Raw genomic sequence first — 21,147 nt, forward strand, 5'->3', positions numbered from 1 at the left:
TCCTCGAGAACTGGACTTCGACAATGAAAACCGTCAGCGCCAATGGCGCCACCATCCCGGCCCTGGGGTTCGGCACGTTCCGGATGCCCGGCGCCGACGTGCTGCGGATGGTGCCGCATGTCCTGGACCTCGGCTACCGGCACATCGACACGGCGCAGATCTATGGCAACGAGACCGAGGTCGGCGACGCCATCGCCGCTTCCGGTGTCGATCGCGGCGACATCTTCCTGACCACCAAGGTCTGGGTCGAAAACTACCGCCGTCCCGCCTTCCTCCGCTCGGTCGATGACAGCCTGACCAAGCTGAGGACCGACCGGGTCGATCTCCTGCTGCTGCATTGGCCCAACGAGGCCGTTCCGCTGGCCGAGCAGATCGGCGCGCTGAACGAGGTCCACGCGGCGGGCAAGGCGCTCCACATCGGCGTCAGCAACTTCAACACCGCCCTGATGGCCGAGGCGATCCGGCTGAGCGACGCGCCGCTCGTGACCAACCAGGTCGAATACCATCCCTATATCGACCAATCCGCCGTGCTGGCCGCCGCGAGGGCCGCCGGGCTCTCCGTCACCGGCTATTACGCCATGGCCGACGGCAAGGTGCTGGCCGATCCCGTCCTGAACGAGATCGCCGGCAACCACGGCAAGACGGTGGCGCAGGTCGTGCTCAACTGGCTGGTCGGGCAGGACGGCGTGATCGCCTTGTCCAAGACGGTCGGCGAGGAGCGGGCCAAAGCGAACATGGAGATCTTCGACTTCGCCCTGACGGAGGACGAGACGAGGGCGGTCCACGCCCTGGCGCGCCCCGATGGCCGGCTGGTCAGCCCCGGCGGCCTGGCCCCCGCCTGGGATTGATCGACCCCATCCAACTTTTCACAGGAGACCGAGACATGGACCTTAAACTGACCGGCAAGACCGCCCTGGTGACCGGCTCGACCGCCGGCATCGGCCTGGAGATCGCCAAGAGCCTCGCCGCCGAGGGAACCAGCGTCGTCATCACCGGACGCTCACAGGCCAAACTGGACGAAGCCGCCGCGATCATCACGCGTGCCGCGCCGGGTGGCGCCATTCGAACCATCCTGGCCGATCCGGTGACGGCGGAAGGTGCGGCGGTCCTGGCGCGCGAGTTGCCGGAGGTGGACATCCTGGTCAACAACCTGGGCATCTACGAATCCAAGGCCTACGCCGACATCACCGACGACGATTGGCGGAAGTTCTTCGAGATCAACGTGCTGAGCGGCGCCAGACTGGCCCGTCAGTATTTTTCCGGCATGCTGGCGCGCGACTGGGGCCGGATCATCTTCATCTCCAGTGAATCCGCCGTGATGATCCCGCCGGACATGATCCATTACGGCATGACCAAGACGGCGCAGCTGGCGATCTCGCGCGGCTTGGCCGCCTTGACCAAGGGAACCGGCGTGACGGTCAACTCGGTCATGCCGGGCACGACGCGGTCGGAAGGCATCGTCGATTTCCTCAAGAGCACCGCCAGCGACCCCAACGCCCCGGCCGCCGAGATCGAGGCCGCGTTCTTCGCCAAGGACCGCCCGACCTCGCTGATCCAGCGGATGATCGAGCCCGAGGAGGTCGCCAGCCTCGTGACCTATCTCGCCAGCCCCCGGTCGGCGGCGACCAATGGCGCGGCGCTGCGCGTCGACGGCGGCATCACCCCGACGGTCGTCTGAGAGGGTGGTCATGACCGACGCCTCCCCGCCGCGCCACATCGAGACACCGACCGGTTATCTGATGGTCCTGCGCCAGGGCGACGACCTGTTCGCCCGCCTGGAGGCGCTGATGCGGGACCGTCAGGTGCCGTCGGCCAGCTTCGTCGGCTTCGGCTTCGCCGGCAAGGTGACCTTCGGGTTCTACGATTTCGATCGCAAGCGGTACGATCCGAAGACCTATCGGAACCTTGAGCTGACCAACATGACCGGGACACTGGCCTGGAAGGACGGCGAACCCTCCGTCCACGCCCATGGCGTGGCGGGCGACAAGACCTTCGCCACGGTCGGCGGCCATCTGCTCGGGCTGACGGTCGGCACCGGATCGCTGGAGATCACGATCACGGTCCACGGTGAAAGGCTGAACCGAGAGGTCGACCCCTCTATCGGGGCCAACGTGCTGTCGCTCTCCCCCTAGGGGAGAGTACTCCCGGCTCAATAGCCGGCGTAGCGGCCGGGCTTGTGGTTGAAGGCCAGGACGAGGTTCATCGTCCCGGCCGTCAGCACCGACAACCCGACCGTGCGGAGGTCGAAGAGGAACAGCGACACCAGCAGGATGACGCAGTCGAACGCCAGTTGGACATAGCCGGCGCGCCAGCCGCGCCGCTCCTGGAGGTACAGGGCCAGGATGCCGATCCCGCCGACGCTGGACCGGTGCCGCGCCAGCGCCAGCAGCCCCATCCCCAGCAGAACGCCGCTGAACAGGGCGCAGAAGATGGGATCGAGCCGCGACAGCGTCATCCACATCGGCAGGAAAGACGCCAGCCAGCCGACCGCCAGCGTCGCGATCAGGGTCTTGACGGCGAAACCCGTGCCCAGCGTGCGCTTGGCGAAATAGAGGAACGGGATGTTGAGCCCGATGAACAGCCATCCCGACGGCAGCGCCGTGACATAGGACAGCAGCAGGGCGACACCCGCCATGCCACCGGTCACCAGCATGCTCTGGCGCAGCAGGTACAATCCGACGCCGCAAAACATCACGCCGATGAACAGCGCGTGCGAGTCGTCCAGCAAGGTGTGCCGGACCTTGTTGTCCGTGATGTCGTTCGTACTGGCATCCATCCGCGCGGCCATGGCGTCTCCTGGTTCGGCACACCTATTGTGCACCGCAACCAAGCGTCCCGCCAGCCTCAACCCTTGGCGGGTTTCTTCCGGGTCCGTCCGCGCCGCCCCTCGGCCTCACCCTCCTTCCGCTGGACGAACAGGCGTCCGGCCTGCATCGCGGCGGCGCGACTAATGTAGTTGCCGCAGTCGAACCGTTGGCCGTCGAACGTCACCACCAGCGTGAACTTCTGGGGACCAGTCTCATCGACCTGGATCGCGGCGGGGGTTTCCGATGGCAAGGGACTTCCTTCCAAAAGCTTAGTCGTCATATGAAACCTGGCTGGTGCCAAGTGGAACCGCACTGACTAATTATAAGGGCACTTTCCTGAGACCGCATTCCCTTCGGGTACGTTGTCCGCACCGAAATGGCGCTTCGCCCCACATCGAAAGCGGCGGCGCACCCTGATGGAGGGAATGGGATGGAGGGAATGGAATGCGTGGTTTGAGAACGATGATCCCCTGCCCCAAACACGAACTTTCGTAGATCGTCACCGTCATGGCGAGAAGAACCGAAACCGCCCGCTGGCTCCGCCGTCACGTGGGTTATCCGCTGGAGGCGATACCGCTCCTCACGATCCACACCCTCTTCAGGCTGCTGCCGCTCGACGTGGCGTCGCGCCTGGGCGGCTGGCTCGGCCGAACCATCGGCCCCCGTCTGGCGGCGTCGCGGAAGGCGCGGCGCAACCTGGAGCGGGCGCTTCCCGAACTGACGCCGGAACGCCGCGAATCGATCCTGGTCGGGATGTGGGATAATCTGGGCCGCGTCTTCGCGGAATACCCGCACCTCGACGAGATCTGGCGCCGCACCGAGGTCGTGGGAGCCGACATCGTCCGCGGCCTCGCCGCCGCCAAGACACCCGCCCTGTTCTTCTCGGCCCATATCGGTAATTGGGAACTGAACCTGATGGGCGCCACGCGGAACGGCCTGCCCGTCACCGCCGTCTACCGCCGCCCCAACAACCCGGCGGCCAGCCGGATGATCGACCGGTCCCGCTCCGTCATTGGAAGCAAGCTGGTGCCGAAGGGCCGCGACGGCGCCAAGGAGGTTCTGGCGACGCTACGGAACCGGGGAGCCGTCTGCATGCTGGTCGACCAGAAGATGAACGACGGCATTCCCGTGCCGTTCTTCGGCCGCGACGCCATGACCGCCCCCGCCATCGCGCAACTGGCCTACCGCTACGATTGCGCGGTCGTGCCGGCGGTCGTGGAGCGGGTCGAGGGCACCCGCTTCCGCCTGACGATCTCACCGCCGCTGGAACTTGGCGGGACCGGCGACAAGGAGGCGGATGTCCGATCTGTGATGTCGCATATCAACGGAATGATCGAGGACTGGGTGCGCGCCCGACCGGAACAGTGGCTCTGGCTACACCGACGCTGGCCGGACTAAGAAAAGGCCATCCAAGATCTGGTGGCGGCTGGAGGCGTCGCTCTCGAAAGGAGCGCGCCGCCTTTCCTTCCGCATATACGCCCGCAGAACATTAACCACTCGACTCGGTAACTTTTATCATGAGATTCGGCTGCGACGCAGGGGCGGTAATGGCGTCGCGCGCACCAATGTACTGAAACTTCCTCGGTTCACGGGAGGATGAAATGCGTTTTCACTGGGTCAATCCCGTGCTCTTGATCTCGGCCGCTGTTCTATTGCCGGCATGCCAAACCGATATGCTAACCAACAGGCTTTCGGATGTGATGAAGATCGGTGACACGGCCGTCAAATCGGCGTCCTTGACCGACAAGGATGTCTCGCGGGAAGCGGCCGCGAGCATCAAGCAAATGGATAAGCAAAACCGCGTCGCCGGCGCCAATGATCCTTATTCGGTCCGCTTGAGGAAGATCACGAAGCCGTTCAAGACGGTCAACGGCGTCCCGCTCGACTTCAAGGTTTACTTGACAGACGATGTCAACGCATTCGCCATGCCTGATGGCAGCGTCCGCGTTTTCAGCGGCCTGATGGACCAGATGGGCGATGACGAACTTCTCTTCGTGATCGGCCATGAAATCGGTCATGTTTACCATGGCCACGCGCTGGAGAAGATGCGCCTAGCCCACGCGACGACCGCCGCGCGCGGTTCACTGACCTTCTTCGAAGGTACGCTTGGCCAACTCGCGGGATCGCAGATGGGGGGCTTGGCCGAGGGATTGATCAACGCCCAATTCTCCCAGGCGGAAGAAAAACAGGCCGATGACTATGGTGCCGAGATGCTGACCAAGACCGGCGCGCCGCGAAGCGCCGCCGTAACCGCCCTGACGAAGCTGAGCAATGGCCAGAGGCTGGGGCCGTTCTCGCAGTTCCTGTCGTCGCACCCGGATCCCTTGGACCGCGCCGAAAGGATAGAGCAAGGGATTGCCGCCAACTGAGGGCCGGATCGATCCGGCGGAGACGGTGGTCCAGCCGGTCTTCCGCCCGTCCGAATCACTCCGCCGACCCAGGGTGCTTGTCGGCGGGGTCGTCGTGATCGAGCCCGTCCCAGCGATAAGCGGCATACCCGAGGGCAACGACGACGATCGGCATCACCACGTAGGCGAAGAACCACATTCCGTTCATTTCATGCCTCCCAGCGTCTTCCGGGCTATCAGGTGAAGCCCCTCCGCCGCCGAGATCCACGCGACACTGCCGAAAGCCAGCGCCAGCCGCGAACCGCTGACTGGGCTTGTACCAAATGGGAAGCCAACGGCGGGGCCGAAAACCCCAACCGTCACGCAGGCGGTCGACGCGCGGTCGAGGGCGTTCGCGATGAGCTTAACCCGCTCATTGTGGATCAGGCTCACGGTCCAACCTGCTATTCGATGGCTTGAAGGCCGCATCGCCGCGCCGTCGCGCGTGGAAGCCTACCCGCTCTATAAAACGCCAAGCAAAAACTTGGCGTTGTGTCGCAACTCTCCTCGACGAGGTGAGTTCCGGAAAAACAACGATTTCCAGGTCCAATTTCATAGGGATAGCTGGTTGGGGCGGGAGGGATCGAACCTCCGAATGGCGGTACCAAAAACCGCTGCCTTACCGCTTGGCGACGCCCCAGCCATGAACGGGGCGGACCATAGCCAGAAATTCCAGTCACCGCAAGCGGTCGGTAAAGCAGATTGTCATGACGCCCTGGCATCGTCCCGTCATGCCTTAACCACATGGGAGACGCGTCGGAGAATCCGTTTGACGCACTGCGGTGTGTTATTATATTGGAATTCACAGCGCCGATTTGAGCACCAGCTTGCGGGCGCTTTATAAATGCGGCTAAAGGCGTGGGGATCCGCCCGGCATGGCTGCTGTTGGCGGGTTTTTTGTTTTTGTGGGGATTGAGGATGATCGAGTTCCAAGGCGTCGAGAAGGTGTTTTCCGGACGGGGCGGCGGACCGGAGGTTCGGGCGCTCGACGGGATCGACCTGTCGATCGGACGCGGCGAGATCTTTGGCATCATCGGCCGCAGCGGTGCCGGCAAGAGCACGCTGATCCGGGTGGTGAACATGCTGGAACGGCCGACCGCCGGAAGCGTCTCCGTCGATGGGGTCGACATGGCGGCCTTGGACGGCGCCGGCCTGCGCGACGCCCGGCGCGCCATTGGCATGATCTTCCAGCACTTCAACCTGCTGTCGTCGCGCACCGTGTACGACAATGTGGCGCTGCCGCTGGAATTGGCCGGGCTGAGGAAATCCGAGATCAAGGCCAAGGTCGAGCCGCTGCTGGAGCTGGTCGGCCTCGGCGACAAGCGTGACCGCTATCCCGCCGAGTTGAGCGGCGGCCAGAAGCAGCGGGTCGGCATCGCCCGCGCCTTGTCGAGCGAGCCCAAGGTGCTGCTGTGCGACGAGGCGACCTCCGCCCTCGACCCGGAGACGACGACCTCGATCCTGCGCCTGCTGGCCGACATCAACGCCAAGCTGGGCCTGACCATCGTGCTGATCACCCACGAGATGGCGGTGATCAAGGAGATCTGCCACCGCGTCGCGGTGATGGAATCCGGCACGATCATCGAGCGCGGCGATGTCTTCGACGTGTTCACGGCGCCGCGCCACGCGACCACCCGGAGCTTCGTCTCCTCCGTCGTCGGGGCGGAACTGCCGGAGACGCTGAGCGAGCGGCTGGTCGCGGAGCCGGTCGCCGGCGGCAACGCGGTGCTGCGCATCACCTTCAAGGGTGCCATGGCCAACACGCCGATCATCAGCCAGCTGACCCGCCGCTTCGGGCTCGACCTCAACATCCTGCACGGCAGGATCGACCACATCCAGGACGCTCCGTTCGGCGTGCTGGTGGTCGAAGCGGTCGGAGCCGCCGACGCTGTGCAGTCCGCCATCTCATTCATCAACGCCAACAACCTATCGGTGGAGGTCCTGGGCCATGTCCCCGCAAATCTTCGAGCTGCTGGTTAACGCCACCGTCGAAACGCTCTACATGGTCGGTCTGGCGGCGCTGCTCGGGACCCTGCTGGGGTTGCCGCTCGGCGTGCTGCTGGCGACCACCGGCCGGGGCGAACTGCTCCAGAACGTCGCGTTCAACCGGATCGCCGGGGTGATCGTCAACGCCACCCGCTCCACCCCGTTCATCATCCTGGTGGTGGCGATCATCCCGTTCACCCGGCTGGTCGCCGGCACCTCGATCGGGACCTCGGCGGCGATCGTGCCGCTGACGGTGGCCGCCATCCCCTTCATCGCCCGGCTGATCGAAGGCGCCATCCGCGAGGTCGACCGCGGCCTGATCGAGGCGGCGGAGGCGATGGGCGCCACGCCGCTCCAGATCATCGCCAAGTTCCTGCTGCCCGAGGCGCTGCCCGGCATCGTGCTGGGCCTGACCTTGGCCGTCGTCAGCCTGATCGGCTACTCGGCCATGGTCGGCGCGGTCGGCGGCGGCGGATTGGGCGATTTGGGCATCCGCTACGGTTATCAGCGCTTCCTGCCGGAAGTCATGGCCGCCGTCGTGCTGGTGCTGATCGTCCTGGTCCAGATCGTCCAAAGCCTGGGCGACCTGATCGCCCGCCGGGTCAACAAGCGCGCCATCGGCGGCCGGTAAGTCCGGCAAATCAATCGCAAGCAGTCAGACCAACCTGAGAGAGTCCGACCATCATGAAGATCCTGTCCACCAAGGCGCTGTCGGCCTTGGCCGCCGCCACGCTGTTCGGCGCCACCCTCGGCGTGTCGGGCGCGGCTTCGGCCGAAACCATCCGGATCGGCGTCTCGGCCGGTCCGCACGCCCAGATCCTGGACGCGGTCAAGCCGATCGCCGCCAAACAGGGACTCGATATCAAGATCATCGAGTTCACCGACTACGTCATCCCCAACGCGGCGCTGGCGGCGGGTGAGATCGAGGCAAACTCGTTCCAGCACCAGCCCTACCTGGATAATCAGGTGCGCGACCGCGGGCTGAAGCTGGTGTCGGTCGGCAAGACCGTGGTGTTCCCGATGGGGATATACTCGAACAAGGTGAAGAGCCTGGCCGAGCTGCCGAACGGCGCCTCCGTCGCGGTCCCGAACGACCCGACCAATGGCGGCCGCGCCCTGCTGCTGCTCCAGGCCGAGGGGCTGATCAAGCTGTCGGACGGCGCCGGGCTCAAGGCGACGCCGATCGACATCGTCGAGAACCCCAGGAAGATCAAGATCGTCGAGCTGGACGCCGCCCAGCTGCCCCGCTCGCTCGGCGACGTGACCGCCGCCGCCGTCAACACCAACTACGCGCTGGAGTCCGGGCTCAACCCGCTGACCGACGCCATCGCCCGCGAGAGCACCGCCTCCCCCTACACCAACATCATCGCGGTGCGCGAGCAGGACAAGGACAAGCCGTGGGTCCAGCAACTGCTGGCCGCGTACCATACGCCCGAGGTCAAGCGGTTCGTCGAGGAGAAGTTCAAGGGGTCCGTCGTCACCAGCTGGTGACGTCTTCAAGCGTCACCAGCTGGTGACGTCTTCAAGCGTCACCAGCTGGTGACCCTGCGATGGGGCGTCAGCTTGGCCGGGTCATGGCCTTGACGATATAGACGGCGTTGATCGCCTTGGCGCCGACCATCTCGCGCAGCAGGGCCAGGATGCTGGCCTTCATCTCGGTCAGGGTCTCGGCGGAAACGCCGCTGCCGCCAGGGATCGGAGCCGGCGTCACCCGCGTCAGGATCTGATCCCGGATGCGGGGAAGCTGCTCCTCGATCTTGGCCACCGCCTCGGCGTCCGCCGCCTGCACCTCCAGCACCAGATCCATGCGCCCGACCATCCGGCGGTCCTCGAGAAGGAGCGGCAGGGTCAGGTTGGTGATCGGCACGCTGAGTGAAACCGGTCCCTCCTTCTTCTCGTTCGCCAGCGAGGGCGTGATGAGGGCGGGAACGGCGGCCATGACGGCGGCCAAAAGCAGCCCCACCTGGAGGATCTTCGGAAATTCGCTCATGGTGTCCTGGATGCGGTGGATGGGAAAAGACTTCGCCATCCATACACCAGCGCCCCCTTACCAACAATGAACACGCCCTAATTAGGTATGTTCGAGGTGACGGCTAGGCCAACAACCGCCCCGCCCTGATCCACCATCCGGGATGCCGGACCGTCAATCCAGCCGCCGCGGTGGTGGCTTCGGCATCGTCGCCATAGAGACCGAAGCAGGTGGCGCCGCTGCCCGACAGCCGGGCCAGCAGACATCCCGGCGTCCCGGCCAGCGCGTCCAGCACGTCGCCAATCCCAGGCACCAGCGCGGTGGCGGCGGCTGTTAGATCGTTGCCCCGGCCCGCCAGCGCCGCCGCCAGATCCGCGGCGGTCGCCAGCGGCGCCCCGTCGAACCGCGCGGCGGTGGAGAAGCCCCCGCTCCGCGCCTTGAACACCGACGGCGTGGACAGTGGCGTGCCTGGATTGACCAGCACGACCGCGCAGGGCGGCAATCGGGGTGCCGGATCGATGATGTCGCCGATACCGCCGAAATAGGCGGCCGTGCTGGTCAGGCAGACCGGCACGTCGGCCCCGAGCCGCGCCGCGAGGGGAAACAGCCGCGGGTCCGCCGGGGAGATCCCCCACAGCCGGGCGAGCGCCCGCAGGCAGGCGGCGGCGTCGGCCGATCCGCCGCCGATCCCAGAGGCGACCGGCAGCCGCTTGGTCAGGGTGATCGCGGCGCCGGCTCCACCCCGTGCCATATCCCTGTCCAAAGCCTCCGCCAGCAGCACGGCGGCGCGGCTGACCAGATTGTCGTCGGAGGGCTCGCCCTCCAGGGCGACGGCGAACGGGCCGTCGAGGGTCAGCGTCAGGCCGTCGGCCGGGCGCGCGGTCACGGTGTCGTGGATGTCCGCGAAGGCGATCAGGCTATCCAGCTCGTGATAGCCATCGGCCCGCCGCCCCAGCACATGAAGATACAGGTTCAGCTTGGCGGGAGCGGACTCCACCACAGTCTGGTCCGGAACGGTCATTTGACGGTGGGCAACCCGGCGGCGGTCTGGTGGCGCGGCAGGCCGGTCTCCAGCTTGGCGCGGATCGTCGCGGCCAAGTCGTCCGCCTCGGCGTGGAGCAGCGCCCGGCGCCACTGGAACCGGGCCTCCACCTCGCGGCCGACCCGCCAATAGGCGTCGCCCAAGTGGTCGTTGATGGTGGGGTCCAGCGGCTTCAGCTCGACCGCGCGTTCCAGGTGGGTGACGGCGCCGGGGTAGTCCTCCATCCGGTAGAGCGCCCAGCCCAGGCTGTCGATGATGTAGCCGTCGGTCGGCCGCAGCTCGACCGCCCGCTGGATCATCGCCTTGCCGCGCTCCAGGTTGATGCCCCGGTCGATCCAGGAATAACCCAGGTAATTGAGCACCAGCGGCTGCTCCGGCGCCAGTTCCAGCGCCCGCTGGAGGTCGCGTTCTGCCTCGTCCCAGCGTTTGAGGTGGTCGAGCGACAGGGCACGCGTGTAGTGGATCAGCCAATGGCGCGGCTGCGGCGGGCCGATCCTCGCCAGCGCCGCGTCATAGGCCGCGATCGCCTGCCCGTGGCGCTCGGCGCCGCGGTGGACGTCGCCAAGCTCGACCAGCGCGTCGATCCGGTCCGGCTGTTCGGCCGCCATGGCGTCGAGCAGCGTCACCGCCTCATCGGCCCGGCCCAGCTTCTCCAGCATGCCGGCGCTTCGGAGGCGCGCGGTCCAGGCCAGCGCGCCGTCGCGTCCGGCGGCGGCGTACTCGTCCAGGGCCGGCTGAAAGCGGGAGCGCTGGGCGAGGATGTCGCCCAGCATCATGTGGGCCAGCCCATGGTCGTCGCGCAGATGGACGGCGACGCGGCCATACATCAGCGCCAGCTCGCCGGCACCTTCCTGTTGCAGGGCGCTGGCGATGTCGAACAGGGCCTCGGCGATGCCCTGGCGGGGAGCCTCCACGATCGCGATCGGCTTTTCGCCGCGCGCCAGCCGGTCCAGCTCGGGTTGCAGCAGCAGCGTGCCGGGATTGTCGTCGCGGAATCGCTGGTAGAGCGCCCGCGCCTCGTCCGCCTTGCCGGTCCGTTCGAAAAAGCCGCCGACCGCCTGGACGATGCGCAGCGGCGCGCCGGCGGTGACGGCCTTGCGGTACCACTCCTCGGCGGTGACGGCGTCGCCGGCGTGATCCGCGATCAGGCCGGCGTGGAAATGGTGCAGCACCGCGAAGCCCTGGGCGTTCGCCAGCGGTTCCAGCGCGGTCCAGGCATCGGCGATATCGTCGCGGGCCACCGCGATCCAGGCCAGCACGATCGGCTCGACATAGCGGGAAAGCCCCTCGTCGGCGCCTCCGGCGTAGCGCGCCCGCGCCTCGTCCAGACGGCCGGCGATGATGTCGTCCGCCAGCAGCAGGGTTTCCGCCAGATGGTTGCCCGGCTCCACCGCAACCAGTCGCCGCGCCAGGGCGGCGGCGTCATCGTACCGGGCGTCGCCAAGCTGAAGCAGGTATGTGCGGCGCAGCAGCGCCAAGTTGTCGGGATCGCTGGCCAGGGCCCTGCCCATGAAGTCGGCGGCGGCCGGCCAGTCGTCGACCTGCTGGGCGTGCCGGCCGGCCAGATAGCTGCCGGTCACCGTGGCGGCCTCGATGATCGCCTCGTCGGCCAGCGGGTCGGGGGCCAGCGGACCGGGAGTCGCCGCCTCAGGGGCGACCGCGGCGGCGGCGAGGATCGTGCCGGCCAGAAGGCCGCGCTTCAGAGCGTCGAAGAGAAAATCCATGCCATCCCATCCTGCCCCGACCAAGCCGGTCCACCGTTCTGGAAAACAATACCGTAGCGGTCAACTCCTTAAACCAACAATAAGCACGTCGCGCCGCAACCACCTTACGCAGCCCGGGCGGCCTCGCGGCCGATTCGGCTCACCAGGTGCGGATCGGGCCGACATCCATGTGGACGAAGTCGCTCGACGGATAGAAGCCGACGCCGCCGGCCCGCAGCCGCAGGGCGGCCCGATGCACCATGCGGGTATCGACGCCCGGAGCCCGGATGTCGATCGCCATGCCGCGCATGTGGAAGCTGCCGCGGGCGACACCGCCGCCGCCGGTTTCCCGCAGCAGCTCGTTCGATGCGGGCGAGCGGTAGCCCGAGATGACGTGCAGCGGCGCCCGCACGCCCAGCTTGACCTGGAGCGCGTGGACGGTGTCCAGCAGTTCGGGGGCGATCGGATGGACCAGATCGGTGCGGTGGTCTCGCAGGACGTTGTCGATCGCGCGTAGCGCGTCCCGCTGATAGCGGCCGCGGCTCCAATATTCCGCCGTCAGGCGCTCGCCGGTGTGGGTGTTGAGGAAGGACACCCTGCGGGGTGGCGCCACGCGCGCCGCCGCCATGGCGTCCAGGGGATCGAACAGGACCGCGGCGGAGACGGCCCCCATGCCGAGCCTCAGGCTGGATCGAAGGAATGAACGGCGCGCCGCCTTAGTCGCATGATGGCTCTCCGCACATTCATCCCGCATCTTCCCGCCCCCTGCGAAAACCAGCAAAAAGTCCCAATGCCACCGGACGACGGTTTTATTATTTCGTCTCGGCGGCCCCAGCATTGCCGGGTCGGGTTAAGCAAAGGTTTACATACACGGGAGAACGTGTTGATACCGCTGTATTCATCGGTCTGGCGGGTGACCTTTTCGAGACATGGGCACCCGCCCCGCGGCGAGGCTCACTCGGCCGCCTGGGCCACCGTCTGCTGGACCGGCAAACGCTTGGCCAGCGCGGCGGTGAAAGCGGCGTCGCGGTCGTAGATGTCCTCGCGGAACTGGACCTTGCCGGCCTCGTCGACGAAGACGGTCTGGTAGGTCAGATGGACCGGGACCGATTGCCGCAGCCACACGGTTTTGGTCTCGCCACCGTCCAGCACCAACTGGCGGCGCTCCACCGGCCAATCCTCCATCCCCGCCATCAGGTAATCGGCGAGGGCGGCGGGGTCGCCGACCCGGACGCAACCGGACGACAAGCCCCGTGCGGTGCGGCTGAACTTGTCGCGCGCCGGCGTGTCGTGCAGGTAGACGTCGAATTCGTTGGGGAACATGAACTTGATCCGCCCCAGCGAGTTCTTCGGGCCGGGGTCCTGCCGCATGCGGTAGCGGGTGATCCGCGACCCGACCGAGCGCCAGTCGATCCGCCGCGCGTCCAGTGTCCTGGCGCCGGCCGCCCAACTGTCGAACAGGGTGATGTCGTGGTCCTTGAGATAGCCCGGATCGCGCAGCAGCTTGGGGAGGATGTCGTTGCGCGCCACCGTCGGCGGGATCGTCCAGGTCGGGTTGAACACCAGATGGGTGATGCGGTGGCTGAACACCGGCGTCGCCCGCTCGGTCGTGCCGACGATGACCGGCATGCGCAGGGGGGCGGCACCCGGCGTCACCGCCTTGAGCGTGTAGCCGGGAATGTTGACCATGACGTGCCGCTCGCCCAGGTCGTCCTCCATCCAGCGCCAGCGCTCCATGTTGGCGATGATCTGGTCGACGCGACCGGCGGCGGGGATGTTGAGCGCCAAGCGGGTGGAAACGCCGACGACGCCGTCGGGACCCAGCCCGGTTTGGGATTGGAACTGCTTGACCGCGACTTCCAGCGGGGCGTCGTAAAGCGTCGAGGAGAGGTCCTTGCCATTATCCTTGACGCTGTATTCGCCGGTCGCCGCCAGCCTGCGGCGCAGCGCCGGCACACCGGCGTCCCGCATGCCGGGCTTCAGCACGGCACCCTCCCCGACCACCGGCCAGCCTCCCGCCGAGGTTACGACGCGGTATCGCTTCAAGGCGTCGCGAAGCGCCGCGTATTGCGGGTGCGGCGGCGTGAAGCCTTTCAGGAAAGCCGGCAAGTCCGGTGCGGCCATGGCGTTCTTGACGATCTCGATCGCGTCCAGCTTCGGCGGGGTCGCCGCCATTTCCGGGGCGAGCGTCCGAGGCGGCAGGCGGCCGGTCCGAAGATCGCCCGTGTACTCCATGATCGCGTCGGTGATCAGCAGGTCCAGTTCGGCTTGGCCACCCACATCGGCGGCACCCAGGCGCCGTTCGATCGCGTCGGGATGATAGTGCCGCGGCTCCAGCCCTTCCAGGTCGGCCAGACGGACCAGCGCCACCAAACCGGGAGCGGCGGCGGCTTGGCCCGTCTGGTCGGTCCAGACGGGGTCGAAGCCGCGCTCGGCGTAGAAGCGGCGCAACGCGTCGAGATTGCGCAGCCGCTGGCCGTCGAGCGCCAGCGGGCCGCCCTTGCTCAGCCGGCGGGCGATGGCGACGTCGGTTTCGGTGGCCGGGGCCAGCACCGGAAGCGGTGGCTCGCCGGTTTGCCCCCGCGCCGGAATGGCATCCAGCGCGCCCCCGGCGAGAACGCAGACGATCAGAACGTTATGGAAGAAGGCTCTCATCGGGTTCCCACCACTATACTTTGGGTTCGATCATACACCTAAATGAAGTGGTAGATAGGTTGGTTCCAAATTTGTCCCGAACTGTTGCTTGTTAACCACGTCCAAGGGAACGGGAGCTAACCGATTAATCCAATACGGCTTTATTGTTCCGTAAGCAATTCGCCTCAAACTCGCGGGCAAAGCATGTGCGGACACCTGGGTGCTCGCCTGCCGCGCCGACGGAAGACGATGACGCCTGAATCCCCGCAACCCGAGTCTCTGCAGGATGTGTTGGACAAACACGCGCGCTGGATCAAGGGTCTGGCGGGAGGAGCCTGCGCCAACCTGTCCCTCGTCAACCTCGAGGGGCTGGATCTCCGGCATGTGGATCTGCGCGGCGCCCTGCTCGGTGGCGCCAAGCTCGCGCGGTCGCATCTGACGGGCGCGCGGCTGGCGGGGGCCGACCTGTTCCGCGCCGACCTGCGGCACTGCGACCTGCGCGCCGCCGACCTGTCCAACACCGACCTGCGCGGCGCCAGGCTCCACTCCGCCGACTGCGCCGACGCCAATCTGCGGAACGCCGACCTGCGAGAGGGCAAGATCGACGCGTCCGGCGCGGGTGGGGCACCAAACCTGTCGACGATGCCGCGCGAGCCCGGGAGGGCCGGAACCAGCTTCGCGGCGGCGCTCGCGACGGTGGCGCGGCGCCCGGGCGCCGTGTGCTCGCGCACCGACCTGACCTCGGCGTCGCTCCGCCGGGTCGACCTCGGCGGGGCGGACCTCACGGGCTGCAATCTCCAGAACGCCGACCTGAGCGACGCCAACCTGACGGACACCAACCTGTCGGAAAGCCGGTTATGCGGCGCCAACCTGGACGGCGCCGCCTTGACCGGCACCCGCTTCCACAACGCCGATCTGGTCGGGACCCGCCTGTCCGGCTGCGACCTGTCGAAGGCCGATCTGGCCGGAGCGCATTTCACCAAGATGCTCGACACGCTGGGATTGGAGATCCAGCGGGTGATCAACAACCACGAACGCTGGATCGAGAGCGGCGGCGCCCGAGGTGCCCGCGCCGAGTTGGATGGCGCCGACCTCAACCGGGTCGATCTGCGGAACGTCAACCTGAGCGGCGCCACCTTGCGCGGCGCCTCGCTGGTCAAGGCGCTGCTGGCGGGCGCCAAACTGATCATGGCCGACCTGTCCGGCGCCGATCTGGAGGGGGCGAACCTCAGCGGCGCCGACCTGTCCGGCGCCAACCTCAGCTACGCGCGCCTGATTGGCGCCGACCTGCACGACGCGCTGCTGTGCCCGGCCCAGATTCTGGACGGTTTTGGCAAGCCAAGTGGGAAGATCTGGGCGACCAGCCTGCTGGGAGCGGACCTGCGCCACGCCCATCTGGTCGGCGCCCTGCTGTCCTCGGCCAACCTCAGCGACGCCAACCTCGATCTGGCGGATCTGGATGGCGCCGACCTGACCGGCGCCAAACTGACGGGATTACCCTATCAACGGTAGGATACTCCGCATCGTGCGACATCACGCCGGTTGCGTTTGTATGCGCCATACATCCAGATACGACATTTAAGCCAAGGCCATGATGGCAAAAGCGCGTGTCGGTCTCCCGGTCATCCTCAGGCGTCGATCAAGGAACGCTCCTCCGCCCGATGGTTCGGAGAGCCGTCGGCGCAGCCATGCTGGCACTCGTCGGGCTCTGCCAAACCGCCATCCCAGCCCCGGCGGCGCCGACGACGGCGAATACCGGCGGCACCGGCCTGCTCCAGGTTCCCAGCGCCCGCCTGGCCGCACCCGACACGCTGGCGGCGGGCCATACCTGGACGCCGCTCCACCGGCACGACTTCCTCACCCTGCAAGCCCTTCCAGGTGTCGAGGCGACGATGCGCCGGACCACCACCACCGGCACCGGCGTTCCGCCGTCCGACGGGCTCGATCTCAAACTGAGGCTGCTGCGGGAGGATGCCGACCAGCCGGAGCTTTCCATCGGCGTCCGCGGCCTGTTCCGATCCGGCGGACAAGCGGCCCAATACCTCGTCATGAGCCGTCGCTGGTTCGACACCGACTGGACGCTCGGTTTCGGCTGGGGCCGGTTCGCCCAGGACGGCGCGTTCGGCCTGCCGGTGGCGCTGATCGGCGGTGTCGAGATCGGGACGCCGATCGACGGCTTGTCGCTCAAGATCGACCACACCGGCGACCTGTACCGCGCCGAACGCGCCGCCAATCCCCGCCTGTCGCGTCCCTTCCCGGTCAATGCCGGCTTGGCTTGGCGGCCGCTGTCCTGGCTCGAACTGGGGGCCGGCATCGAGCGGGGCGACACCGCCATGCTGAGCGCCGTCGTCACGCTCGGCGCGCGGGCGCTGGACGAGGCGGTCTCCGGCGAACCGTCGGACAAGGCGGGATCGGGCGCCACCACGACCCCGCTGGGTCCGCGTCCGGCGCGATCCTCGGCGCGGGCGGCGGAACGGAGCATCCAGGCGGTCGCGCGATCCCAAGGTTTCGCGGTTCGGGCGGTGACCATCGATGACATCGAGGCGACGGCCTGGCTCGACGCGGTTCCCGACGGGCCGCCCGCCCGGGCGGTCGGCCGCCTCGCCCTGATCATGGCCAGAAGGGCTCCGGCCGAGGTGGAGCGGTTGACGGTCGTGCTCGGTCCGGCGGAGCTGAATGGGACGGCGGTCTCCCTCGCGAGGACCGACCTGGAGCGGGCCAGCCGGCACGCCGGCTCGCCCAGCGAGATCTGGCGCACGACGGAGTTGAGGCCCGCCGCCCTGCTGGAGGCGCCGCCCCGCCGCGCCGGCGAGAGCTGGACCTATCGGGTGACGCCCCGGCTCGAAATCGATCCCGCCGGCCGCTCCGGCTCACGGGCCTACCGCGCGGCTCTCGACGCTTCCGTCGTCGGTGGCCTCGCCGGTGGACTGGTCACCGGAGGCGGCCTGCGGTTCAACCTTGATGACAATTTGGCAAGCCGGCTCGGCGAGCGCGACCAGCGCCTGCCCGTGGTTCGAAGCGATCTGGCTCGATACGCCGATGGTGTGTCCGTCACCGCCGACCACCTCTACACCGCTTGGCTGTGGACGCCCTTCCCCGATTGGCATGTCCGCGCCGAGATCGGACATCTGGACGAGATGTTCGGGGGCTGGGAGGGAGAGGTGCTGTACCGCCCGTTCGGCGCCCGCTGGGCGGTGGGACTGGACGCCGACTGGGTGTCGAAACGCGTTCCGGGCAACCTGATCCATTTCGAGGATCAGGATTACGCCTCGACCCTCGCCAGTTTCCATTACGAGAGTGGCGACGGCTTGACCCATGGCACGCTGCGCGCCGGCCGCTATCTGGCCGGCGATATCGGCGCCACCCTCGAACTGAGCCGCACTTTCGGGAATGGGGTGAGCATCGCCGCCCACGCCACCGTCACCAACGCCGGTGCGGAATCGCTGGACCAGGGCATCAGCCTGCGGATACCCCTGGGGCCGATACCCGCCATACGGCGTGTGCTGGCGCCGGAGTTCGCCGTCCGGACGCTGGGCCGGGACGCCGGCCAGCGGGTCGACCAGCCGCTACGCCTTTATGACGTGACCGGGCGTTCCAGCGTCGGCCGGGTGATCGGCGGCTGGGACCATCTGCTGGACTGATCCCGGCACCAGGATCGGGCTCCCCGGAAGCTCACTGCTGGACGGTCACGGCTCCCGTCACTGGATCGATCAGGACATTGACCCAGATACCCTCGACGGTGCGGACCTCGGCCGCGTAGTTCTCGCCGAGCTTGCGGAAGTTCCGCATCTCGGCGAAGCCCATGCCGCCGAACCGGTTGAGCAGGCTGGTCTGGACCAGTTCCATCTCGCGCTGGTCCTTGCCACGGCGGTCGTCGACCGACGGCTTGCCTTGTTCCAGGCTGAGCTGGGTCCCGGTCGACGAACCGGACATCCGCGCCGCCGACGGGGTCAGCGGCGCCTGGACCTGCCCGGAGGACGCCCCGTTGGTCAGTCCACTGGGCTGCATCTGGCGATTGGGGGTCGCCGTCACGCCGGGAGTGGCGCCGGGGGTGTTGGGCTGGGCATAGGACGAACCGGACTGGGCGGTGGCCGGAGTGGCGCCGACGAAGGTGCCGACCAGGGCCAAGATGGCCGTGAGGGCCGTTGAGAGGGCGATGACCGGGACGGTGATCTTCTTCATGGTGGATTCCTCGTTTTCCAAATGTCTAGACTTCTCGATCACGCGGACCAAGCCTTTTCAAGCCGTGCCCCGACGACCTCGTGTTCGCGATCTGGACATCCGCCGGCATCGAAACCAGCGCGACCTTAGCATTGTCACGAATACCAGCGGAAGTCCCGTCGCCCCACCGTCACCCGGTTGGCCGATCTTTCCCACGATCGACCGGATCGCCGGGCGTCCGACGTCCCGCGCCGAATACTTCGAACGGGCAATCTATCGCGCGGGACTGAAATCAAATAAGTTAACCACGATGCGGCATGACCGTTGCCGGGAGCCTGGAACACGTCGTGAGCATTTCCACGATTTCAGCGAGTCTTTCGGGGAACACCGGAACCACGCTGCCGTTGTATCGCGGAGTGGGCAGGATAGCCCTGTCCGGGCGGACATTGAGGAGCCTCACAGATGAGCACCATCGAACGTGCCGAGATCCATCGCATGGCCACGAAGATCGCCCTTTCATACGCGCGGTCCCACAACGAGACCTTCGAAGCCTTTCCGTCACTTTTCAAGACAGCCTATCACGGCCTCCTCTCCTGTTCCCATCCCGCGGCGGAGCCCGTCAAACCGCCCCGGCACCCCGCTCCACCATCCAAGCCCACCGCCAAGCCCATCTCCAGTTCCACCCTGAAGCCGGCCGCGCCGCCCAAGCCCGTCGTCCAGGCGAAACCAGCGCCCACCCCCCGAAGCCCCGCCGTCCGCGCCAAGACCGCGCCCAGCCGCGGCCGGCCGACCTGGACCGCGGCCAACGCGCTGGGCAAGCCAAAGTCGGACACCGAACGCTGACCTCGCGGGACACTTTGAAAAAATCTAGGGCGTCGAAGGGAACACCCAGCGATCCTCAATGTTGATGATGTGATACTTCGATGATGACCGCGAGATACCAAGGATAGCCCTGAATTCGCCGCCACCTATAACGGCGGCGCCCAAGGGAAACCTCTTGGTCCTCCTTGAGACCGACAGCCGGTTCGAACGAAGTGGGGTTCGAACCTTCGACCCAACCCCATACGTACCTGATGCCTCTCGATGTTTAGCCTCGCACTCGCGGGCGGCGTCCCTCCAACGGGTCGCCGCCCTCTTTCTTTGGCGGGCCCCCCACCCCTCCCTTCGAAGCGTTCGTACGAGCCATGGACGCGTCCATGCAGGCGCGGCATAGTGGCCGCACGTTTGAATTGAGCGATCCGCCGGCGAATTGATCGATCCGCCGGAACGCGGGGATCGATCCGATGCGGTCAGTCAGGTGATCATGAGCGAAGAACAGCCGAACCAAACCTTGGAACGGGTCGATTGCGTGGTGATTGGCGCCGGGGTCATCGGCTTGGCGGTGGCCCGCCAATTGGCGCTGGCCGGACGCGACGTCATCGTGCTGGAGGGTGCCGACTGCATCGGCAGCGGCACCAGCTCGCGCAACAGCGAGGTGATCCACGCCGGCCTATACTACCCCAAGGGCAGCCTGAAGGCGCGGCTCTGCGTCCGCGGCCGCGACGCGCTGTACGCCTATTGCGCCGACCGCGGCGTTCCCCATCGCAATTGCGGCAAGCTGCTGGTCGCGACCGACGAGGGCCAGCGCGCCAAGCTGTCCGAGATCGACGCCAAGGCGCGTGCCAATGGCGTGACCGACCTGGAATGGCTGAGCGCCGCCGACGTGGCCGCCCTGGAACCCGCTCTGACCACGGTCGGCGCCCTCAACTCACCCTCGACCGGCATCATCGACACCCACGCGCTGATGCTGGCCTATCAGGGCGAGTTGGAGGACCACGGCGGCATGGTCGCCTTCAACAGCCCGATCACCGGCGGACGCGTCACCGGCGACGGCATCATCATCGAAACGGGCGGGAAGGAGCCGTTCCGCCTGCTCGCCAACCTTGTGGTCAACGCCGCCGGTTTGCACGCCCAGGAAATCTCCCACTCGATCCAGGGCATTCCCGCGGCCTCGATCCCACCGATCTACCTGGCCAAGGGCAATTACTTCTCCCTGGCGAAGCGGGCGCCGTTCAGCCGGCTGATCTATCCCGTGCCGCAGCAGGGCGGGCTGGGCGTCCACCTGACGCTCGACTTGGCGGGTCAGGCCCGGTTCGGCCCCGACGTGGAGTGGATCGACAAGATCAACTACGACGTCGACATCCGCCGGGCCGACAAGTTCTACGGCGCCATCCGCCAATACTGGCCGGACCTGCCCGACGGCGCGCTCCAGCCCGGCTACGCGGGTATCCGGCCCAAGCTGGTGCCCGTCGGCGTGGCCGACGCGGATTTCATGATCCAGGGACCGCGCGACCATGGCGTGCCCGGCCTGCTCAACCTGTACGGCATAGAATCCCCCGGCATCACAGCGTCGCTCGCCATCGCGGCGGAAGCGGAAGCCGTGCTGTTCCAACGGGAGCCGGTCGCGGCCCTCGGGTAA

At 67.0% G+C, this 21,147-nt stretch carries 22 protein-coding genes, 1 tRNA gene and 1 riboswitch; of the genes, 12 read left to right on the forward strand and 11 right to left on the reverse strand.

What is annotated here, in order from left to right:
• Positions 1–23: 23 nt before the first annotated feature.
• Genes N825_RS09505 through N825_RS09515 form a run of 3 tightly spaced genes read left to right on the forward strand, consistent with a single transcriptional unit; the run spans position 24 to position 2,132 of the window.
• A complete protein-coding gene (locus N825_RS09505) occupies positions 24–848 on the forward strand; it encodes an aldo/keto reductase (RefSeq protein ID WP_037450072.1) in 825 nt (274 codons plus the stop codon).
• 35 nt (positions 849–883) lie between these two features.
• Entirely contained in the window at positions 884–1,678 is a 795-nt protein-coding gene (locus N825_RS09510; protein WP_037450075.1) for an SDR family NAD(P)-dependent oxidoreductase, read from the forward strand.
• A 10-nt stretch (positions 1,679–1,688) separates the two neighbouring features.
• Positions 1,689–2,132, forward strand: a complete 444-nt coding sequence (locus N825_RS09515) for a PPC domain-containing DNA-binding protein (protein ID WP_051511824.1) — start codon at positions 1,689–1,691, stop codon at positions 2,130–2,132.
• A gap of 17 nt (positions 2,133–2,149) precedes the next feature.
• Here the strand turns inward: N825_RS09515 and N825_RS09520 are convergent, their stop codons facing one another.
• A complete protein-coding gene (locus tag N825_RS09520; protein ID WP_198038248.1) occupies positions 2,150–2,788 on the reverse strand; it encodes a YitT family protein in 639 nt (212 codons plus the stop codon).
• A 56-nt stretch (positions 2,789–2,844) separates the two neighbouring features.
• Positions 2,845–3,057 carry a hypothetical protein gene (locus N825_RS09525; RefSeq protein WP_037450078.1) on the reverse strand — a complete coding sequence of 71 codons (213 nt, stop codon included), beginning with the start codon at positions 3,055–3,057 and terminating at the stop codon, positions 2,845–2,847.
• Between the two features lie 257 nt (positions 3,058–3,314).
• Between N825_RS09525 and N825_RS09530 the strand changes: the two genes are divergently transcribed.
• Both N825_RS09530 and N825_RS09535 read left to right on the forward strand, forming a co-directional pair.
• Positions 3,315–4,205, forward strand: a complete 891-nt coding sequence (locus tag N825_RS09530) for an LpxL/LpxP family acyltransferase (RefSeq protein WP_037450082.1) — start codon at positions 3,315–3,317, stop codon at positions 4,203–4,205.
• Positions 4,206–4,408: 203 nt separating this feature from the next.
• Complete coding sequence (locus N825_RS09535) at positions 4,409–5,176, forward strand: M48 family metallopeptidase (RefSeq protein WP_037450085.1); 768 nt, start codon at positions 4,409–4,411, stop codon at positions 5,174–5,176.
• A 55-nt stretch (positions 5,177–5,231) separates the two neighbouring features.
• On the opposite strand, the gene N825_RS40765 is transcribed toward N825_RS09535, so the two are convergent.
• The 3 genes from N825_RS40765 to N825_RS09545 all read right to left on the reverse strand — a co-directional run bounded on the left by N825_RS40765 (position 5,232) and on the right by N825_RS09545 (position 5,834).
• On the reverse strand, positions 5,232–5,363 hold the full coding sequence (locus N825_RS40765; RefSeq protein ID WP_281174359.1) for a hypothetical protein: 132 nt from the start codon (positions 5,361–5,363) through the stop codon (positions 5,232–5,234).
• Positions 5,360–5,587 carry a hypothetical protein gene (locus N825_RS09540; RefSeq protein ID WP_037450087.1) on the reverse strand — a complete coding sequence of 76 codons (228 nt, stop codon included), beginning with the start codon at positions 5,585–5,587 and terminating at the stop codon, positions 5,360–5,362. The genes N825_RS40765 and N825_RS09540 overlap by 4 nt, the downstream gene beginning before the upstream one ends.
• A 172-nt stretch (positions 5,588–5,759) precedes the next feature.
• A tRNA-Gln gene (locus tag N825_RS09545) sits at positions 5,760–5,834 on the reverse strand.
• Between the two features lie 157 nt (positions 5,835–5,991).
• A riboswitch (SAM riboswitch) is annotated at positions 5,992–6,067 on the forward strand.
• Between the two features lie 45 nt (positions 6,068–6,112).
• Between N825_RS09545 and N825_RS09550 the strand changes: the two genes are divergently transcribed.
• Genes N825_RS09550 through N825_RS09560 form a run of 3 tightly spaced genes read left to right on the forward strand, consistent with a single transcriptional unit; the run spans position 6,113 to position 8,671 of the window.
• Positions 6,113–7,174, forward strand: a complete 1,062-nt coding sequence (locus tag N825_RS09550; protein WP_037450089.1) for a methionine ABC transporter ATP-binding protein — start codon at positions 6,113–6,115, stop codon at positions 7,172–7,174.
• Positions 7,143–7,811, forward strand: a complete 669-nt coding sequence (locus tag N825_RS09555) for a methionine ABC transporter permease (RefSeq protein ID WP_037450091.1) — start codon at positions 7,143–7,145, stop codon at positions 7,809–7,811. The genes N825_RS09550 and N825_RS09555 overlap by 32 nt, the downstream gene beginning before the upstream one ends.
• 53 nt (positions 7,812–7,864) lie before the next feature.
• On the forward strand, positions 7,865–8,671 hold the full coding sequence (locus tag N825_RS09560) for a MetQ/NlpA family ABC transporter substrate-binding protein (RefSeq protein WP_037450094.1): 807 nt from the start codon (positions 7,865–7,867) through the stop codon (positions 8,669–8,671).
• Positions 8,672–8,738: 67 nt separating this feature from the next.
• Here N825_RS09560 and N825_RS09565 read toward each other — a convergent pair whose 3' ends face one another.
• From N825_RS09565 to N825_RS09585, 5 genes are all read right to left on the reverse strand, one after another.
• Positions 8,739–9,170, reverse strand: coding sequence for a hypothetical protein (locus tag N825_RS09565; protein ID WP_157619068.1), 432 nt, complete (start codon positions 9,168–9,170; stop codon positions 8,739–8,741).
• 103 nt (positions 9,171–9,273) lie between these two features.
• Complete coding sequence (locus N825_RS09570; RefSeq protein ID WP_037450100.1) at positions 9,274–10,170, reverse strand: 4-(cytidine 5'-diphospho)-2-C-methyl-D-erythritol kinase; 897 nt, start codon at positions 10,168–10,170, stop codon at positions 9,274–9,276.
• A complete protein-coding gene (locus tag N825_RS09575; protein WP_037450103.1) occupies positions 10,167–11,915 on the reverse strand; it encodes a tetratricopeptide repeat protein in 1,749 nt (582 codons plus the stop codon). The genes N825_RS09570 and N825_RS09575 overlap by 4 nt, the downstream gene beginning before the upstream one ends.
• 139 nt (positions 11,916–12,054) lie before the next feature.
• A complete protein-coding gene (gene mepK / locus N825_RS09580; RefSeq protein WP_037450106.1) occupies positions 12,055–12,648 on the reverse strand; it encodes a peptidoglycan L,D-endopeptidase MepK in 594 nt (197 codons plus the stop codon).
• A gap of 200 nt (positions 12,649–12,848) precedes the next feature.
• Entirely contained in the window at positions 12,849–14,549 is a 1,701-nt protein-coding gene (locus tag N825_RS09585; protein WP_051511827.1) for a L,D-transpeptidase family protein, read from the reverse strand.
• 267 nt (positions 14,550–14,816) lie between these two features.
• Between N825_RS09585 and N825_RS09590 the strand changes: the two genes are divergently transcribed.
• Both N825_RS09590 and N825_RS09595 read left to right on the forward strand, forming a co-directional pair.
• The gene (locus tag N825_RS09590) at positions 14,817–16,040 is read left to right on the forward strand and encodes a pentapeptide repeat-containing protein (RefSeq protein WP_245613066.1); all 1,224 of its coding nucleotides are present in this window, start codon (positions 14,817–14,819) and stop codon (positions 16,038–16,040) included.
• Positions 16,041–16,189: 149 nt separating this feature from the next.
• Positions 16,190–18,169, forward strand: a complete 1,980-nt coding sequence (locus tag N825_RS09595) for a YjbH domain-containing protein (protein ID WP_084164590.1) — start codon at positions 16,190–16,192, stop codon at positions 18,167–18,169.
• A 31-nt stretch (positions 18,170–18,200) separates the two neighbouring features.
• Here the strand turns inward: N825_RS09595 and N825_RS09600 are convergent, their stop codons facing one another.
• Positions 18,201–18,710, reverse strand: coding sequence for a hypothetical protein (locus tag N825_RS09600; protein ID WP_157619069.1), 510 nt, complete (start codon positions 18,708–18,710; stop codon positions 18,201–18,203).
• Between the two features lie 441 nt (positions 18,711–19,151).
• Here N825_RS09600 and N825_RS09605 point away from each other — a divergent pair, with 441 nt between their 5' ends.
• Both N825_RS09605 and N825_RS09610 read left to right on the forward strand, forming a co-directional pair.
• A complete protein-coding gene (locus tag N825_RS09605) occupies positions 19,152–19,532 on the forward strand; it encodes a hypothetical protein (RefSeq protein ID WP_037450113.1) in 381 nt (126 codons plus the stop codon).
• Between the two features lie 460 nt (positions 19,533–19,992).
• Positions 19,993–21,147, forward strand: coding sequence for an FAD-dependent oxidoreductase (locus N825_RS09610; protein WP_037450405.1), 1,155 nt, complete (start codon positions 19,993–19,995; stop codon positions 21,145–21,147).

This window comes from Skermanella stibiiresistens SB22, assembly GCF_000576635.1.
Taxonomy (GTDB): domain Bacteria; phylum Pseudomonadota; class Alphaproteobacteria; order Azospirillales; family Azospirillaceae; genus Skermanella; species Skermanella stibiiresistens.

What these genes read in the sequence shown, in the direction of transcription:
- N825_RS09505 (WP_037450072.1), top strand. Translation starts at nt 24, where the DNA reads ATGAAAACCGTCAGCGCCAATGGCGCCACCATCCCGGCCCTGGGGTTC.
- N825_RS09510 (WP_037450075.1), top strand. Translation starts at nt 884, where the DNA reads ATGGACCTTAAACTGACCGGCAAGACCGCCCTGGTGACCGGCTCGACC.
- N825_RS09515 (WP_051511824.1), top strand. Translation starts at nt 1,689, where the DNA reads ATGACCGACGCCTCCCCGCCGCGCCACATCGAGACACCGACCGGTTAT.
- N825_RS09520 (WP_198038248.1), bottom strand. Translation starts at nt 2,788, where the DNA reads ATGGCCGCGCGGATGGATGCCAGTACGAACGACATCACGGACAACAAG.
- N825_RS09530 (WP_037450082.1), top strand. Translation starts at nt 3,315, where the DNA reads ATGGCGAGAAGAACCGAAACCGCCCGCTGGCTCCGCCGTCACGTGGGT.
- N825_RS09535 (WP_037450085.1), top strand. Translation starts at nt 4,409, where the DNA reads ATGCGTTTTCACTGGGTCAATCCCGTGCTCTTGATCTCGGCCGCTGTT.
- N825_RS40765 (WP_281174359.1), bottom strand. Translation starts at nt 5,363, where the DNA reads ATGAACGGAATGTGGTTCTTCGCCTACGTGGTGATGCCGATCGTCGTC.
- N825_RS09550 (WP_037450089.1), top strand. Translation starts at nt 6,113, where the DNA reads ATGATCGAGTTCCAAGGCGTCGAGAAGGTGTTTTCCGGACGGGGCGGC.
- N825_RS09555 (WP_037450091.1), top strand. Translation starts at nt 7,143, where the DNA reads ATGTCCCCGCAAATCTTCGAGCTGCTGGTTAACGCCACCGTCGAAACG.
- N825_RS09560 (WP_037450094.1), top strand. Translation starts at nt 7,865, where the DNA reads ATGAAGATCCTGTCCACCAAGGCGCTGTCGGCCTTGGCCGCCGCCACG.
- N825_RS09565 (WP_157619068.1), bottom strand. Translation starts at nt 9,170, where the DNA reads ATGAGCGAATTTCCGAAGATCCTCCAGGTGGGGCTGCTTTTGGCCGCC.
- N825_RS09570 (WP_037450100.1), bottom strand. Translation starts at nt 10,170, where the DNA reads ATGACCGTTCCGGACCAGACTGTGGTGGAGTCCGCTCCCGCCAAGCTG.
- N825_RS09575 (WP_037450103.1), bottom strand. Translation starts at nt 11,915, where the DNA reads ATGGATTTTCTCTTCGACGCTCTGAAGCGCGGCCTTCTGGCCGGCACG.
- mepK (WP_037450106.1), bottom strand. Translation starts at nt 12,648, where the DNA reads ATGCGGGATGAATGTGCGGAGAGCCATCATGCGACTAAGGCGGCGCGC.
- N825_RS09585 (WP_051511827.1), bottom strand. Translation starts at nt 14,549, where the DNA reads ATGAGAGCCTTCTTCCATAACGTTCTGATCGTCTGCGTTCTCGCCGGG.
- N825_RS09595 (WP_084164590.1), top strand. Translation starts at nt 16,190, where the DNA reads ATGGTTCGGAGAGCCGTCGGCGCAGCCATGCTGGCACTCGTCGGGCTC.
- N825_RS09600 (WP_157619069.1), bottom strand. Translation starts at nt 18,710, where the DNA reads ATGAAGAAGATCACCGTCCCGGTCATCGCCCTCTCAACGGCCCTCACG.
- N825_RS09605 (WP_037450113.1), top strand. Translation starts at nt 19,152, where the DNA reads ATGAGCACCATCGAACGTGCCGAGATCCATCGCATGGCCACGAAGATC.
- N825_RS09610 (WP_037450405.1), top strand. Translation starts at nt 19,993, where the DNA reads ATGAGCGAAGAACAGCCGAACCAAACCTTGGAACGGGTCGATTGCGTG.